A 14408-nucleotide genomic window follows, 5' to 3' on the forward strand; every position below is an offset into this window, starting at 1 on the left:
GCTGTCCAATTTAATTTGCTTTTCGAATTTAATTGGCTAAGAATGGGATACCCGCTGCAAAAGGTACGACGGCGGGCATGTCTTTGGGAGGACACCTATGAAACGACGCACGCTTTTGGGCGCCCTTGCGGCTGCCACCATGCTTACTTCGCCAGCTTTGGCTGACGGTCACGCGGTGACCGTTGGTGTAAGCTGGTCGAACTTCCAGGAAGAGCGCTGGAAAACTGACGAAGCTGCCATCAAGGCCGCACTGGATGCCGCTGGCGCCACCTACATCTCGGCTGACGCGCAATCGTCCTCGGCCAAGCAGCTTGCCGATATTGAATCGCTGATCGCCCAAGGCGCCGACGCGCTGATCATCCTGGCCCAAGATGCCTCGTCCATTGGCCCGGCTGTCCAGGCTGCTGCCGACGAAGAGATTCCCGTGATCGCCTATGACCGTCTGATCGAAGACGCCCGCGCCTTCTACCTGACCTTCGACAACGTCGAAGTGGGCCGCATGCAGGCCCGCGCTGTTCTGGCGGCACAACCGTCGGGCAACTACGTGATGATCAAGGGCTCGCCCACCGACCCGAACGCGGATTTCCTGCGTGGGGGTCAGCAAGAGGTGCTGCAGGCGGCCATCGACGCCGGCGACATCACCATCGTCGGCGAAGCCTATACTGACGGCTGGGTACCTGCGAACGCGCAGCGCAACATGGAGCAAATCCTGACCGCCAACGACAACAAGGTCGACGCGGTTGTGGCCTCGAACGACGGCACCGCCGGTGGCGTTGTGGCCGCCCTGACCGCCCAAGGCATGGAAGGCATCGCTGTCTCCGGCCAGGACGGTGATCACGCTGCCCTGAACCGTGTGGCGACCGGCACGCAAACCGTGTCCGTCTGGAAAGACGCGCGCGCCTTGGGCAACGCGGCAGGCGAGATCGCCGTGTCGCTGGCCAAAGGCGAAGACGTCGATGGCGCAGCCGAGTGGACATCGCCCGGCGGCACCACCATGAACTCGATCTTCCTGGCGCCGGTTCCGGTCACAGCCGACAACCTGGACGTCGTTCTGGACGCTGGTTGGATCGAAAAAGACGCGCTTTGCGCAGGTTCTTCGCTGGCGGTTTGCCAGTAAGGCCACATGATACCCCGCCCCGGCGCATGTGCGTGCCGGGGCGGACCACACAGATTTCACCAGACATTGCGGCACGTTTCGACGGGGGGCTTTCCCACGGACGGGTGCGCTGTGCCGTAGCAACCGGGTAAAAAGGGCAGGGGACATGGACGACCAGGCCAAATCAATGATGGACAAGCTGGGCCTTGATGCCCGCCTGTTGGGGATGATCGGGGCGCTTGTCGTCATCTGGATTGTCTTCGGCTTTTTCACCGACTGGCGCTTCTTGTCGCCCCGCAACTTTTTCAATGTGAGTGTTCAGACCGCATCGGTCGCTGTGATGGCGACGGGCATGGTGTTCGTGATCGTGACCCGCAACATTGACCTTTCTGTGGGCTCGCTTCTGGGCTTTATCGGCATGACTGTCGCGGCCCTCCAAGTGCAGTGGCTGCCATCGGTGCTGGGCCTTGGTCATCCGATGATCTGGGTAATTGCTGTATTTGCAACCATCCTGATGGGTGCTGTGCTGGGTGCGATGCAGGGCTGGGTGATTGGTTATCTGACCGTCCCCGCCTTTATCGTGACGCTGGGCGGCTTTCTGATCTATCGCGGTGCGATGTGGTGGGTTACCAAAGGCCAGACCCAGGCGCCGCTTGATCCCGTCTTCCGCCTATTGGGTGGTGGGGCCGAGGGCACGTTGGGCGAGACGCTCAGCTGGGTGTTCGGCACCGTCGCAGCTCTTGTCGCAGTGGGCATCATGCTGATGAGCCGCCGCCGCAAGGCCACGCATGGCTTCACCGTCAAACCGGTCTGGGCCGAGGGTATCCTGATGGCTATCGCCGCCGGGCTGATCATCGCCTTTGTCTGGATCATGAACAGCTACCCCATCCCGCGTGGTGCCATGCGCCGCATGACGGAAGCGCGCGGGATCGAGTACACTGATGGCATGGTCTGGAACCACGGTGTCGCCATTCCGGTCGTCATTCTGCTGGCCGTCACCATCGTGATGACCATCATCGCCACGCGCACCCGCTTTGGCCGCTACGTCTATGCCACCGGCGGCAACCCCGAGGCGGCGTCGCTGTCGGGCATCGACACGCGCCTGCTGACGGTCAAGGTTTTTGCCCTTATGGGTGCGCTGACCGGCATCGCGTCGATCATCGCATCGGCCCGCCTGAATGCGGTGGACGTGGGCCTTGGCACGCTGGACGAGTTGCGCGTGATCGCGGCGGCCGTCATCGGGGGCACCGCCCTGTCGGGGGGCGCGGGCACGATCTATGGTGCCGTCATTGGTGCGCTGATCATGCAGTCGCTGCAATCGGGCATGGCCTCGGTCGGGGTGGATGCGCCATTGCAGAACATCGTCGTGGGCTTCGTTCTGGTCCTCGCCGTGTGGATCGACATCGTTTACCGCCGCCGCGCCGGCGTCTGAGGGAGGACTTTGACATGACGACACCTCTTGTCGAAATGAAGGACATCTCGATCAGCTTTGGCGGGATTAAGGCGGTGGACCACGTGTCGGTCGACTTGAAACCGGGCGAAGTTGTGGGCCTCTTGGGCCACAACGGTGCGGGCAAGTCTACGCTGATCAAGATCCTGTCGGGCGCCTATGCCATGGACTCGGGCGAAATCCGGATCAACGGCGAAAAGGCCACCATCAACAACCCCCGCGACGCGCGGACGTATAACATCGAGACGATCTACCAGACGCTTGCGCTGGCCGATAACCTTGATGCCGCATCGAACCTGTTTCTGGGGCGGGAGTTGGTGGGACCAACCGGCTTTGTCGATGATGACGCGATGGAGGCCGAGACGCGCAAGATCATGGCGCGCCTCAATCCCAACTTCAAAAAGTTCAAAGACCCGGTGAGTGCCCTTTCGGGTGGTCAACGTCAGTCCGTCGCCATTGCCCGTGCGGTCTACTTCAACGCGCGCATCCTGATCATGGATGAACCGACCGCGGCCCTTGGTCCGCATGAGACACAGATGGTGTCGGAGCTGATCCAGCAGTTGAAAGCCGAAGGTATCGGCATCTTCCTGATCAGCCACGATATTCACGATGTCATGGAACTGTGTGACCGCGCATCCGTTATGAAGAACGGAAAGCTGGTGGGGACGGTTGACGTGGCGGACGTGACGGATGATGACCTGCTCGGAATGATCATCTTGGGTAAGACACCGGGCGAGGCGTAATGCAAGACACGAGCAAGCAGGACCAGGCCGTTGGCCTGGTCGCCGATGTGGGTGGAACGAACACGCGCATGGCCTTTGTCGATCGGGACGGGGTGATTGCGGATACCGTAGTGAAGTGTCCGAACGCCGACTTTGGCAGTTTTCTGGATCTTGCGACCAACTACCTTGACGGGCGGGATGTGCCCTCGCGCGTTGTCATCGCTGTGGCGGGGCCCGTTGCCGGGGACAAGGCGAAGCTGACGAACCGGAACTGGGATTTTGATGCGGGCGCTTTGGCCGCTGCCTTTGACGCCGAAGAGGTTGTTCTGATGAACGACCTTGAGGCGCTGGGGCAGGCGGTGCCCACCGTGCCGCAGGATGCGGTGGAGCCGTTGCACATGGGCGCTGAACTCGGCGGGCGCGGGCAGGCCTTGGTTGTGGGCCTTGGCACAGGCTTCAACGTCGCGGCGGTGAATATGGAAAGCGGCACGGTCTTTACCGCCGAGCAGGGCCACGCCAGCCTGCCGTCGAGCGTGATGTCGATCCTGCAGGCGCGTATGCAGAATACGTCGCGTTTTGACAGTGTCGAGAACCTGTTTTCCGGTGTGGGACTTTTGCGGTTGGCCCATGTGATCGGTGTCGATGTTGACAGTGCCGAGGAGTTGGCAAAGTCCGACGATCCCCGCGCGGTCGAGGCGCTGGATCTGTGTACCGAAGCCTTCAGCCTGATGGTGCGGGAACTGGCCTATTCCTATTTTCCGCGGGCCGGGTTCTATTTCAACGGCTCGCTTGCCAAGTTCCTGATGGCCCCTGAACGCCGCGAACGGGTTCTGGCGCCCCTGCGGGCCGATGACAGTTTTGACGGACAGTTTGCCCGCATCCCGGCGTTTCTGTTCGTGTCGGACACGGTAGCGTTGGGGGGCTGTGCTGCGCGACTGCTTGCGCGGCTCAGCTGAAAGATAAGTCGACGCGGCCGAAGGAGCCGAAATCGGCGCTGATGTCGGTGCCGGGCGGGCATTCGATGGGCCGGATGAAGCTGCCGGACAGGATTATCTGGCCTGCCTTGATTACATTGCCATAGAGCGCCATGCGACGGGCGAGCCAGACGACGCTTTCCACCGGATCGTTCAGAACGCCCGCGCCAAGACCTGTTTCCTCAACCGTGCCGTTGCGGCTGACGATGGCACCGACCCAGCGCAGGTTTTCGGGTTGGTGCCGTTCGCTGCCCATGACGATGCCTGCATTGGCGGCATTGTCGGCGATGGTGTCGAATACCTTGCGCGGCTGGCCTGTTGCGGGGTCGGCGCGCAGGATGCGGGTGTCGAGGATTTCGAGGGCCGGAGCTACGTAGTCTGTGGCCGCCAGCACGTCGTCGCGCGTGACCGTGTCACCACCGATGTCTGACTTCATGACAAAGGCGATCTCGGCCTCGATCCGCGGTTGGATGAAATGGCCCGCGGGAATGGTTGCACCGTTTTCGAACAGCATCGACCGGGTCAGCACGCCGCTGTCGGGGATGTCGATGTTCAGCGCCATCTGCATGGCGCGGCTGGTCAGGCCGATCTTCCAGCCGATCACCGGGTCGCCCGAGGCGACCTTGGCTGCGACGAACTGGTCCTGGATAGCGTAGGCGTCATCCATGGTGATGTCTGGATGGGCCACCGAGAGAAGGCCGATTTGTTCGCCGGTTTGCTCTGCTTGGATGAGCGCGTCTGCGGCGGCTTTGTGCTGCTCAGCTTTCATCGGCCACCTCGCTGCGCAGGGTGCCGATGCCTTCGGCGGTGACTTCGACGATGTCGCCGTGTTCCAGGAACTTCGGCGGATCGAAGCGTGCGCCCGCCCCGGTGGGCGTGCCGGTGACGATGATGTCTCCGGGCGCTAGGGTGGTGAAGGTCGAGATGTAGGCGATCTGGCGGCGGATCGGGAACAGCATGCGGCTTGTTCGGTCGTCCTGGCGGAGTTCGCCGTTCACGTGTGTCGTCAGGCGGATGTCGTCGAGTTGGGCGGCGTGGGTGAAGGGGACTAGCCACGGGCCCATGGCGCCGGAGGCGTCCCAGTTCTTGCCTTGGGTGACGTTGAACTTGGCGTGGCGGACCCAGTCACGGATTGTCCCTTCGTTGCAGAGGGTGAGGGCGGTGATGTGGTCATAGGCGTCGGCCTCGGCGATGCGCCGCCCGGTTTTGCCGATGACGATGGCGATCTCGCCCTCATAATCCAGTTTTTCGCTTTCCGGCGGGCGGATGACCTGCTGGTTGTGGCCGGTGAAACTGCGCGGGAAGCGGGGGAAGAGGGACATGTTGGGCGGCGCCTCTTGCCCGTCTTTGTATTCCGCGTTGCGGTCGGGAAAGTTGACGCCGACGCAGATGATCTTTTCTGGGTTGGGGATTGGGATCTGGTAGGTGATGTCAGTATGGGTGGCCGTGCGGCCTTGGGCGGCTTTGGCCAGATCGTGCAGGCCGTCGTTTTCGATCACGTCGCGCAGGGTCGGCCAGTGGGAAAAGTTGGGTGAGAGAGGGATCATCCCGCCTTCGCTCACGGCTCCGTAATAGGCGGCGCCGTTGGTGGTGTAGGCCGCGAATTTCAAAGGGACCTCGCAATCTCGGTGATTGTGTCGAAGGCCGTGTCGAAATCGCGCTCTTCGCAGTCGAATTGGCCGGCTTGAAAGCGGATGACTTTCTGCCCGTCCACGATGGTCTGGGTCAGGTAGATGCGGCCATCGTTGTTGATCGCGTCAACCAGCGCCTGCGTCTGCTCATCGCTGGCACTCGTCGCCTTGAAGGTCCAGAGCGACAGGATGGGTTCTGTCACGATCTCGAAATCGTCCTCGGCACGCAGGCGCTCGCATAGCGCTTGGCTCCACGTCACATGATTGCGGATCCGGTTGCGTAGCCCCTCCATCCCGTAGTGGCGCATCAGAAACCACAGTTTCAGCGCGCGGAAGCGGCGACCAAGCGGGATCGACCATTCGGAATAGTCGATGATGTCCTCTGCCCCGTGGGTTTTCAGGTATTCGGGGCGTATGGCGAGCGTTTGCCTCAACTGATCCGGGTCGCGCAGGAAGTGGGCGGCGCAGTCGAATTGCGCGCCCAGCCATTTGTGGGGGTTGAAGACGATGCTGTCGAAACGCTCGGCCCCGGTCCAGAGCGTGCGGAATTCGGGGCAGATCATTGCAGTGCCTGCCCAGGCCGCATCGAGATGCGAATAGAGACCGTGTTTCTCGGCCACGGCGGCGACGGAGTCCAGATCGTCGCACGCGCCCATTCCAGTGGCGCCCGTGGCGGCAATGACGCCCGCCGGGATGCGACCGGCCATTTTGTCCTCGGCAATGGCGGCTTCCAGATCAATGGGGTCCATGTGGCGCAGATCACCAGTCGTGCGGATCTTGACCAGATTGTCCTGCCCGATGCCCGCGACCCAGATCGCGCGGTCGATGGAGCTATGGACCTGATCCGAGCAGTAGATGCGGAGTTGCGGCTGGCCGTGTAGCCCTTCGATGTTGCCGCGGAAGTTCAGCGCGCGTTCGCGCATCGTGAGCACAGCGGCGAGCGTGGCGGAGGAGGCGCTGTCCTGGATGACGCCTTGATAGATGTCCGGCAGGCCAAGGCTCTGCCGCAGCCAGTCCATCATGCGGGTTTCCATCTCGGTCGCGGCCGGTGACGTTTGCCAAAGCATGCATTGGGGCGCGATGATTGAGGTGAGGAATTCTGCCAGGACCGAGGCAGGGGCGGCGTTCGAGTTGAAGTAGGCAAAGAAGCGTGGATGCTGCCAGTGAGTGATGCCCGGCATCACGATGCGGTCGAAGTCTTCCATGATCGTGGCAAGGTCGGTGCCATCTTCAGGCGGAGCATCTGCGAGTTGTTGGGCAATGTCGCCCGGCGCAGTTTGCGCCCGCACGGGACGATCGCGGATGGTCTTGTGGTAGTCGGCGCCCCAGTCGGCTGCATCCTTGGCATGTTTGGCAAAGTCATCCCAACTCATGGTCTTCCTTTCGGGCGGGGCGCATCAGGATGCGCCTTACGGGTGTCGTAAGGCGGAGGTGTCCTCCGCCATGCTCAGGGTGCCACGATGGGCTGGGCTTTGAGAAGTGGCTCGGATGTTTCAACGCCGTCGAATAGGCTGCCTTCCTCGAACCAGCTCTGCGGGGCTGGTGCGCCCCAGAGCGTCTGGCGTTGGGGATCCTTGAGGTCCCATTTGATCGGCTCGTGGTCGGGGTCCACCGTTTGGTAGTCGGAGCAGTAGATTTCGATCCGGTGGCCATCGGGGTCGCGTATGTAGAGGAAGAAGGCGTTGGAGATGCCGTGCCGCCCAGGGCCGCGTTCGATGTTTTCGCGGTAGCCTGTCGTGCTCATCAGATCGAGCAGGTCGATGATGTTGAGCGGGGTGGGCACCCAGAAGGCGGTGTGGTGCAGGCGCGGGCCAATGCCGTTGGTGAAGGCCACGTCATGCACGCCGCCCTTGCGGTGCATCCATGCGGCCCAGGTTTTTCCGGTCTCTGCATCTTCAGTGTATTCCGTCGTGCGGAACCCCATTTGCGTGTAGAAGTCAACGGCGCCGTCGACATCATTGGCGAACAGGTTGAAGTGGTCGATACGCAGCGGTTTGACGCCTTTGTAGAGGGCGTATTTCTGTGCGATCGACGGCAGGCGGTCCATCTGGACGTAGAATTCCAGTGGGACGTCCCACAGGTCGGTCGTTTGCAGGACGCGGCCCATGAACGGGCGTTTGGTCCAGGTGACAGGTCTGCCTTGGGCCTTGAACCAGTCCGCAGCGTTGTCGAGGTCGGGGTCATCGTAGAGCTTGAAGCCAAGGCGCGCGACGTTGGGCACCTCTGCTTGCCTCAGTATCATGCAGTGGTGGCCGCGTTCCTCCATCGCGCGCAGATAAATGGTCTGCGCATCCTCATGCGTCACCTGCAGGCCCAGCGTATCGATGTAGAAGGCGCGCGATGCGGCGAGGTCCGTAACCCGATATTCCACGTGGCTGAGCCGCACGATGTTGAAGGGCGGGTAAAGTTCTGGCGGTGGGATCGGCATGGGCTGTTCCTAGATAGAGCGGCTTTGCCGCACACGATTCAGTGTTGGGAATGAGGGGTTCCACCCCTCAAACTCCCCGCCGTATTTGGAAAGAGAAGAAGCATCAGACACCCAGGCGTGGAATGTTCGGGTCGCCTGTGGCGATGCCGATGTGCTTCTGTTCCATGTAAAACTCGAACGACCAGTCGCCGCCGTCGCGCCCGATGCCGCTGGCTTTCATGCCGCCGAAGGGGGTGGGCAGGTGGCGGACATTGGCAGAGTTGACCCAGATCATGCCCGCTTCGAGCTTTTCGGTGAAGCGCATGGCGCGGGTGACATCCGCGGTCCAGACATAGCCTGTGAGGCCATAGGCGGTGTCATTGGCGATGTTCAGCGCTTCTTCCTCGGTCTTGAAGCGGATGGAGGTGAGCACCGGTCCGAAGATTTCCTCTTGCGCGATTTTCATGTCGTTGGTGGCGTTGGTGAAGAGCGTTGGGGCGACGAATTGGCCTGTCTCGCCGACGCGTGTGCCGCCCGCAGCGATGGTGGCGCCTTCGGTCTTGGCGGTGTCGAAGCTGGCCATGACCTTGTCCCGGTGCCCTTCGTGGATGAGGGGGCCGACTTCGGTTGCCGGATCCAGCGGGTGGCCGACCTTGATCGCTTTGGCGCGTGCGGCGAGTTTGGCTTCGAATTCTTCCGCAATCGTGTCTTGCACCAGCAGGCGTGAGGAGGATGTGCAGCGCTCGCCGTTGAGCGAATAGATCATGAAAATTGCGGCATCGAGGGCTGCGTCGAGGTCGGCATCATCGAAAACGACGACCGGGTTCTTGCCGCCGAGTTCGAAGTGGACCCGTTTCAGCGTCGGGGCGCCTTGGGCCATGATCGCTGAGCCCGTCGCACTTTCACCGACAAAGGCGATGGCCTTGATGTCAGGATGTTCCGTGAGGGCCTTGCCGGCCTCTTCGCCCAGGCCGTTGATCACGTTCCAGACGCCGGGGGGCAGGCCGGCCTCTTCCGCAATCTCGATCAGGATGCGGGCGGTCCATGGGCTCAGCTCAGCCGGTTTGTGGACAACCGTGCAGCCTGCGGCGAGTGCGGGTGCGATTTTCCATGTCGAGAGCATGAAGGGCGTGTTCCACGGGGTGATCACACCCACCGGACCGATGGGCACGCGTGTGGTGATGTTCATTAGCGTGGGCGAGGGCAGGGCCTGGCCGTCGCGGGCGGAGGGCGCACGGTCGGCGAAGAAGCGGAAGTTTGCAGCGCCGCGCAAGGCTGCCTTGGACATGAAGCGTAGGGCTTGACCCGTGTCCCAGCATTCGCAGAGGGCGATTTCCTCGGCGCGGGCTTCGATGCCGTCGGCGATGGCGTGCAGGATGCGCTTGCGTTCGGCTGCGGCCATGTCGCGCCAGGCCGGGAAGGCGGATTTGGCTGCCTGCGCGGCGGCGTCGACGTCGTCTGCATCGCTGCGCGCCACGCGTGCGATCAGGCTGTCATCCACCGGGGAGGTCGTATCGAACCACATGTCTGACGCGGACGGCACCGCTTGTCCGTTGATGTGGTTTAGGATGCCAGTGTCGCCGATGGCAGCCACGTATGGCGCGAGTTTTGCGATATTGCTGTTTAGCTCAGACATGGTCAATTTCCAGGCAATGGTTCAAATAATGAACCATGAGATGCAAAAATATATTGCAAGGCGTTTCGGAGTGCGTCAACCTTTGTCGCATGTCGACCATCGCCAAGGCTCTTGGTCTTTTGGACCTGTTCAGCGAAGCGCGGCCTGCGCTCGGGCTTTCGGATGTGCAGCGCTTGGCCGGGCGCGACAAGGCCACCGTGCACCGCCATCTGGTTGCGCTGGAGCTGGCGGGGTTTCTCGAGCAAGACGCCAGCACACGCGCCTACCGTCTTGGACCTGCGCTGACCCGGCTGGCGGGTATGCGGGTGCGCACCGTGCCCGAGGTCGAGATGCTGCGCGGCGTCATCGAAAGCCTGAGCCGCGCGGCGGGTGAGTTGGTGCATGTCAGCCGATTACAGGGCTTTGATCTTGTGCATGTGCATCACGCCGAAGAGCATGAGCATCCGGTCCGGGTCAGTTTCGATCCCTATGGCCTGCCACCCCTGTTCGCGACGGCGTCGGGCAAGGCATATCTGGCTTTTTCTCCCGGCGGATTGCTCGATCTGGCCCTGGCGGACCCGCGGACACGCTTGCCGGGCGCGCCCGCCCCAAACCGCATCGAGATTGAGGCAGAGCTGAAACAGATCGCGACCCGTGGCTATGCCCGGAACCGTGATGCGCTGCGTTTGGGCGTGTCGTCGGTGGCCATCCCGGTCTTTGATGCGGCAAGCCGCGCCTTTGCCACCTGCTCGATTGCGTTTCCGACGGGTCGGGGTGGCAAGGCGACCGAAGCCCACCTTGCCCGTCTACTGATGGCGCAGGGGGAAGAGATCAGCCAGACCATGGGCGGCACCGTGCCCCCTCATATTGTCCAGCTTTGGACCCCGCCACAGGAAAGGGCAGCGTCGTGAAAGACAGCAACTTTCTGAAGGAGCACAATGCCCGCCAGTTCTGGCACCCGATGGCGCATCCGGCTGACAGCATGGCGAACCCGCCGACGATCTTGACGGGGGGCGAGGGTGTCTACATCACGGATGTGGATGGGCATCGCAGCATCGACGCGGTGGGCGGCCTGTGGAACGTGAACCTGGGCTATTCCTGCCAGCCGGTGAAGGATGCGATTGCGGGGCAGTTGGATGCGTTGCCCTATTATTCGACCTTTCGCGGCACCTCGAATGACAAGGCCATCGAGCTTGCCTATCTGCTGGCCGAGTTCTTCGGTCCTGACGGGATGACGCGCAGTTTCTTCACGTCCGGCGGTTCGGACAGCATCGAGATCGCTCTGAAACTGGCACGGCAGTATCACCGCATCCGGGGCGAGGGGACGCGGACCAAGTTCATAAGTCTGGACAAGGGGTATCACGGGACGCATTTCGGCGGTGCATCGGTGAACGGGAACGCCAAGTTTCGAAATGCCTATGAACCGCTGATGGCGGGTTGTTACCACATCCCCGGCCCGTACCTGTATCGCAATCCGTTTGGTGCGGATGACCCTGCGGAATTGGCGCAACTGAGTGCCGGGATGCTGGATCGTGAGATTGCATTTCAGGGCACGAACACCGTTGCCGCTTTCATCATGGAGCCGGTGCAAGGCGCGGGCGGTGTGATCCCGCCGCATCCGTCATTTATGCCGATGGTGCGCGACATCTGCGACAAGCACGGCGTGCTGCTGATCGCGGATGAGGTGATCACTGCCTTTGGACGCACCGGGTCCGAGACGGGATCGCGTCACTGGGGCGTGCAGCCCGACCTGATGTGCACGGCCAAGGCCATCACCAACGGGTACTTCCCATTCGGTTCCGTGATGATTGCGGGTCATGTTGCGGCGGTGTTTGAGGATGACGACAGTGGGGTCGGGTCGGTCGACTCCGGTTACACTTATTCCGGGCATCCGGTCGGTGCGGCAGCGGCTGTGGCTGCTGTTAAGGAAACCATGCGTATCAAACCGTGGGAAAACGCGCGTGCACGCGGGCCCGAGCTGAAGGTCGGTTTGGAAGCGTTGGCTGCGCGCTACGACCACATCGGTGATGTGCGCGGCGAGGGTCTGATGTGCGCCATCGAGTTGGTCAGCGACCGTCGCAAGAAGACCCCTGTGGGCAAGGCCCTGCCATTGGTGTTCCAAAAAGCTGCTTATGAAGACGGGGTTATGATCCGGGTGTCGGGGAACAACGCCATATTCTCTCCGCCCTTGGTCATTGACGCGGGCCATGTGCAGAAGATCCTGTCTGCCGTTGAAACCGGCCTGAAGGCCATGGCCGAGGCGGCTTGAAGAGCCGGGCCGCATCCCCCGCACTGAAAAGTGCCACGGCGGTGCGGCCCATCCGGTCAAGCACCACCAGGCAGGGTTTCGCCAGCGCCTGCCCGCCCGACAAGAAGATCAACGTGACCGACATCACCGACTTTCGTCGGGGACGAGGGGATCTGATCTTTTCCCTGTTCATGGCGGGGCTGGCGCTGTTTTTTCTTGTGTTCTTCTTCACCCAGACGGGGTGGGAGGACCGCAAGCTGCCGCACAACATGGCCCGTTACTGGATGGAGCAGTTCGGTGTGACCACGCCCGAGGGGCGGACGGCGCGATTGGGGCGCATCCTGAAACAGGGTTGGGTGGCGCCGCTGATCTGCCTGTGCGTGCTGGTGCCTGCCGCATTATGGAACCTGCGTGGGGCATGGCGCGCGCATTTGTGGCGGCGGCGGTTCAAGCAGCCAACCGCGGTGACCCATGAACTGGTGCAGTGGCTGCGCGCGCTGGAATATGTGGTTTGGTTCGTGGCCTATACCCTGTCGGTGCCTTTGCTCGGATATCTTGTCTCAACCCTACTGCTGGGCACGCTCTTGCCGTGGCGGCTGGGTTATCGAGGTGTGCGGTGGATGGGCATCTGTCTGGCCGCCAGTTTCGCCATCGTTCTGGTCTTTCGCACCGGATTGCAGATCAAGACACCGGTCAACATCTGGCTCTATGACCAGCTTCCGCAGGGCATGGAAACCTTCATGCAGGTGTGGTTTTGATGGAAGCCTTTTGGATCGGCATCGACAACCTCGCCAGTTGGCCAGTGCTGGTGGCGATCCTGATCGGGTCGGTGGGTGGTTTGGCCATCGGAGCGGTGCCGGGGATTGGCCCTGCGATTGCGATTGCTATTCTGTTGCCCGCAACCGTATTTCTGGATGATCTGGTGTCGCTTGTCCTGCTCTTGGGCGTCTATGGCTCATCCATGTATGGCGGCGCGATCCCGGCCATCCTGATCAACACGCCCGGCACGCCGGTCAATGCGCTGACCACCTATGACGGCTACGCGATGACACGGCGGGGAGAGGCGGCGCGGGGACTGTCGCTGGCCTATTCCGCGTCGTTCTTTGGCGGGTGCTTTTCGATCCTGCTGGGGCTCGCAGCGTTGATGCTATTCGGGCCCTACCTGCGGGATTTGGGCGCGCTGTTCGGTCAGCGGGACATCTTCATGGCTGCGGCTTTGGGGGCTGTCCTGCTGATTGCCGCTCACCGCAAGACTATGGGGATTGCGGCGCTGTTGTTTGGTCTCGGCTTCCTGATTGCACTGATCGGGCGGCAGTCGTTGAAGCAGATTGACCGCTACACGTTCGGGATTGAATACCTCTATCCCGGCTTCAACCTGATCGTCGTGATCGTGGGTATCTTCGCCATCTCGCAGGCGCTGTTCCTGCTGACGGGCAAGGATGCCGACCCGCCAGAAGCGCGGCTGAAGGGCGGCCTGCTGCGCGGTTTCAGTGAGTTGAAGAAGCACCCGGCCGTTGCCACGATCAGCGCGGGCTACGGCACGATCATGGGGATCATCCCCGGCGTCGGCGAGTTCGTGGCGCAGTTCTTCAGCTACTCCACCGCGCGGGCCATGTCGAAGGAGCCGGGGCGCTTTGGCCGCGGCGCACCCGATGGGCTGATCGCGTCCGAGGCGAGCAACAATGCGGTACCTGCCGCTGCCATGGTGCCATTGCTGGCGCTGGGTGTGCCGGGAGAGGCGCTGACCGCGATGATGATGGTCGTGTTCTTCGATGCAGGGATCAAACCGGGGCCGGACATCTTCGAGAATAACCCGGATTTCCTGTTCTCGCTCTTCATCGCGCTGTTGATCATCAACGTGCTGGTGATCCTCACGTTGCTCTTGTCGACCAAGTGGATCGCCAAGATTATCTACGTGCCCAACCGCTTGCTCGGCGCGTTCATCCTGATCCTCGCCTTTGTCGGCGTGTTCTCCATCCGAAATTCCTTCGCCGACTGCATGTTTGCCGCCGGATTCGGCTATATGGGCTTCATCCTGCGCCGCCTCGACTGGCCGCTGGTGCCCATCGTGCTGGGCCTCGTCCTGGGGTCCATCATGATCGAAAAGCTGACGGCTGGGGCGGGTCAGATCAAGACCGTCTTTGACCTGATCAACCGTCCTGTGTCGGGCACGCTGTTTGCCGTCATCCTGATCGTGATTGCCGTTACGATCACCCAAAGCCTCCGCACCCGGAGGTTTGAACATTAACCACAAAAGCGAACACA

General features: G+C 61.9%; 13 protein-coding genes. 8 read left to right on the plus strand and 5 right to left on the minus strand.

Annotated elements, in window-relative coordinates; all coding sequences use genetic code 11:
* Positions 1–139: 139 nt before the first annotated feature.
* The 4 genes from xylF to FD715_RS07525 all read left to right on the plus strand — a co-directional run bounded on the left by xylF (position 140) and on the right by FD715_RS07525 (position 4224).
* Positions 140–1117 (plus strand): D-xylose ABC transporter substrate-binding protein, encoded by a 978-nt coding sequence (gene xylF / locus FD715_RS07510; protein ID WP_370455371.1) that lies wholly within the window; start codon positions 140–142, stop codon positions 1115–1117.
* A gap of 145 nt (positions 1118–1262) precedes the next feature.
* On the plus strand, positions 1263–2528 hold the full coding sequence (locus FD715_RS07515) for a sugar ABC transporter permease (RefSeq protein WP_147107527.1): 1266 nt from the start codon (positions 1263–1265) through the stop codon (positions 2526–2528).
* Between the two features lie 14 nt (positions 2529–2542).
* Positions 2543–3289 (plus strand): ATP-binding cassette domain-containing protein, encoded by a 747-nt coding sequence (locus FD715_RS07520; protein WP_147107530.1) that lies wholly within the window; start codon positions 2543–2545, stop codon positions 3287–3289.
* Entirely contained in the window at positions 3289–4224 is a 936-nt protein-coding gene (locus tag FD715_RS07525; protein WP_147107533.1) for a glucokinase, read from the plus strand. Before FD715_RS07520 ends, FD715_RS07525 begins: the two co-directional genes overlap by 1 nt.
* On the opposite strand, the gene hpaH is transcribed toward FD715_RS07525, so the two are convergent.
* The 5 genes from hpaH to hpaE all read right to left on the minus strand — a co-directional run bounded on the left by hpaH (position 4217) and on the right by hpaE (position 9916).
* Positions 4217–5011: a 2-oxo-hept-4-ene-1,7-dioate hydratase gene (gene hpaH, locus FD715_RS07530; RefSeq protein WP_147107536.1), complete on the minus strand. Its 795-nt coding sequence runs from the start codon at positions 5009–5011 to the stop codon at positions 4217–4219. The genes FD715_RS07525 and hpaH overlap by 8 nt on opposite strands.
* On the minus strand, positions 5001–5852 hold the full coding sequence (locus tag FD715_RS07535; RefSeq protein ID WP_147107539.1) for a fumarylacetoacetate hydrolase family protein: 852 nt from the start codon (positions 5850–5852) through the stop codon (positions 5001–5003). Before FD715_RS07535 ends, hpaH begins: the two co-directional genes overlap by 11 nt.
* Positions 5849–7246, minus strand: a complete 1398-nt coding sequence (locus tag FD715_RS07540; RefSeq protein ID WP_147107542.1) for a pyridoxal-dependent decarboxylase — start codon at positions 7244–7246, stop codon at positions 5849–5851. Before FD715_RS07540 ends, FD715_RS07535 begins: the two co-directional genes overlap by 4 nt.
* A gap of 74 nt (positions 7247–7320) precedes the next feature.
* The gene (gene hpaD, locus FD715_RS07545; RefSeq protein ID WP_147107544.1) at positions 7321–8301 is read right to left on the minus strand and encodes a 3,4-dihydroxyphenylacetate 2,3-dioxygenase; all 981 of its coding nucleotides are present in this window, start codon (positions 8299–8301) and stop codon (positions 7321–7323) included.
* Positions 8302–8404: 103 nt separating this feature from the next.
* Complete coding sequence (gene hpaE / locus FD715_RS07550; RefSeq protein ID WP_147107547.1) at positions 8405–9916, minus strand: 5-carboxymethyl-2-hydroxymuconate semialdehyde dehydrogenase; 1512 nt, start codon at positions 9914–9916, stop codon at positions 8405–8407.
* 89 nt (positions 9917–10005) lie between these two features.
* On the opposite strand from hpaE, the gene FD715_RS07555 reads away from it, so the two are divergent.
* From FD715_RS07555 to FD715_RS07570, 4 genes are all read left to right on the plus strand, one after another.
* Positions 10006–10806, plus strand: a complete 801-nt coding sequence (locus FD715_RS07555) for an IclR family transcriptional regulator (RefSeq protein ID WP_189799433.1) — start codon at positions 10006–10008, stop codon at positions 10804–10806.
* The gene (locus FD715_RS07560; RefSeq protein ID WP_147107553.1) at positions 10803–12164 is read left to right on the plus strand and encodes an aminotransferase class III-fold pyridoxal phosphate-dependent enzyme; all 1362 of its coding nucleotides are present in this window, start codon (positions 10803–10805) and stop codon (positions 12162–12164) included. Before FD715_RS07555 ends, FD715_RS07560 begins: the two co-directional genes overlap by 4 nt.
* A 113-nt stretch (positions 12165–12277) precedes the next feature.
* Entirely contained in the window at positions 12278–12901 is a 624-nt protein-coding gene (locus FD715_RS07565) for a tripartite tricarboxylate transporter TctB family protein (RefSeq protein ID WP_147107555.1), read from the plus strand.
* Positions 12901–14391, plus strand: coding sequence for a tripartite tricarboxylate transporter permease (locus FD715_RS07570; protein ID WP_147107558.1), 1491 nt, complete (start codon positions 12901–12903; stop codon positions 14389–14391). Before FD715_RS07565 ends, FD715_RS07570 begins: the two co-directional genes overlap by 1 nt.
* Positions 14392–14408 lie beyond the last annotated feature (17 nt).

The sequence above is a fragment of the Tateyamaria sp. syn59 genome (genome assembly GCF_007995245.1).
GTDB lineage: Bacteria > Pseudomonadota > Alphaproteobacteria > Rhodobacterales > Rhodobacteraceae > Tateyamaria.

Excerpts from the sequence above, each read along its gene's own strand:
- hpaE (WP_147107547.1), bottom strand. The coding sequence starts at position 9,916 with ATGTCTGAGCTAAACAGCAATATCGCAAAACTCGCGCCATACGTGGCT.
- FD715_RS07520 (WP_147107530.1), top strand. The coding sequence starts at position 2,543 with ATGACGACACCTCTTGTCGAAATGAAGGACATCTCGATCAGCTTTGGC.
- FD715_RS07570 (WP_147107558.1), top strand. The coding sequence starts at position 12,901 with ATGGAAGCCTTTTGGATCGGCATCGACAACCTCGCCAGTTGGCCAGTG.
- hpaH (WP_147107536.1), bottom strand. The coding sequence starts at position 5,011 with ATGAAAGCTGAGCAGCACAAAGCCGCCGCAGACGCGCTCATCCAAGCA.
- hpaD (WP_147107544.1), bottom strand. The coding sequence starts at position 8,301 with ATGCCGATCCCACCGCCAGAACTTTACCCGCCCTTCAACATCGTGCGG.
- xylF (WP_370455371.1), top strand. The coding sequence starts at position 140 with ATGCTTACTTCGCCAGCTTTGGCTGACGGTCACGCGGTGACCGTTGGT.
- FD715_RS07555 (WP_189799433.1), top strand. The coding sequence starts at position 10,006 with ATGTCGACCATCGCCAAGGCTCTTGGTCTTTTGGACCTGTTCAGCGAA.
- FD715_RS07540 (WP_147107542.1), bottom strand. The coding sequence starts at position 7,246 with ATGAGTTGGGATGACTTTGCCAAACATGCCAAGGATGCAGCCGACTGG.
- FD715_RS07525 (WP_147107533.1), top strand. The coding sequence starts at position 3,289 with ATGCAAGACACGAGCAAGCAGGACCAGGCCGTTGGCCTGGTCGCCGAT.
- FD715_RS07515 (WP_147107527.1), top strand. The coding sequence starts at position 1,263 with ATGGACGACCAGGCCAAATCAATGATGGACAAGCTGGGCCTTGATGCC.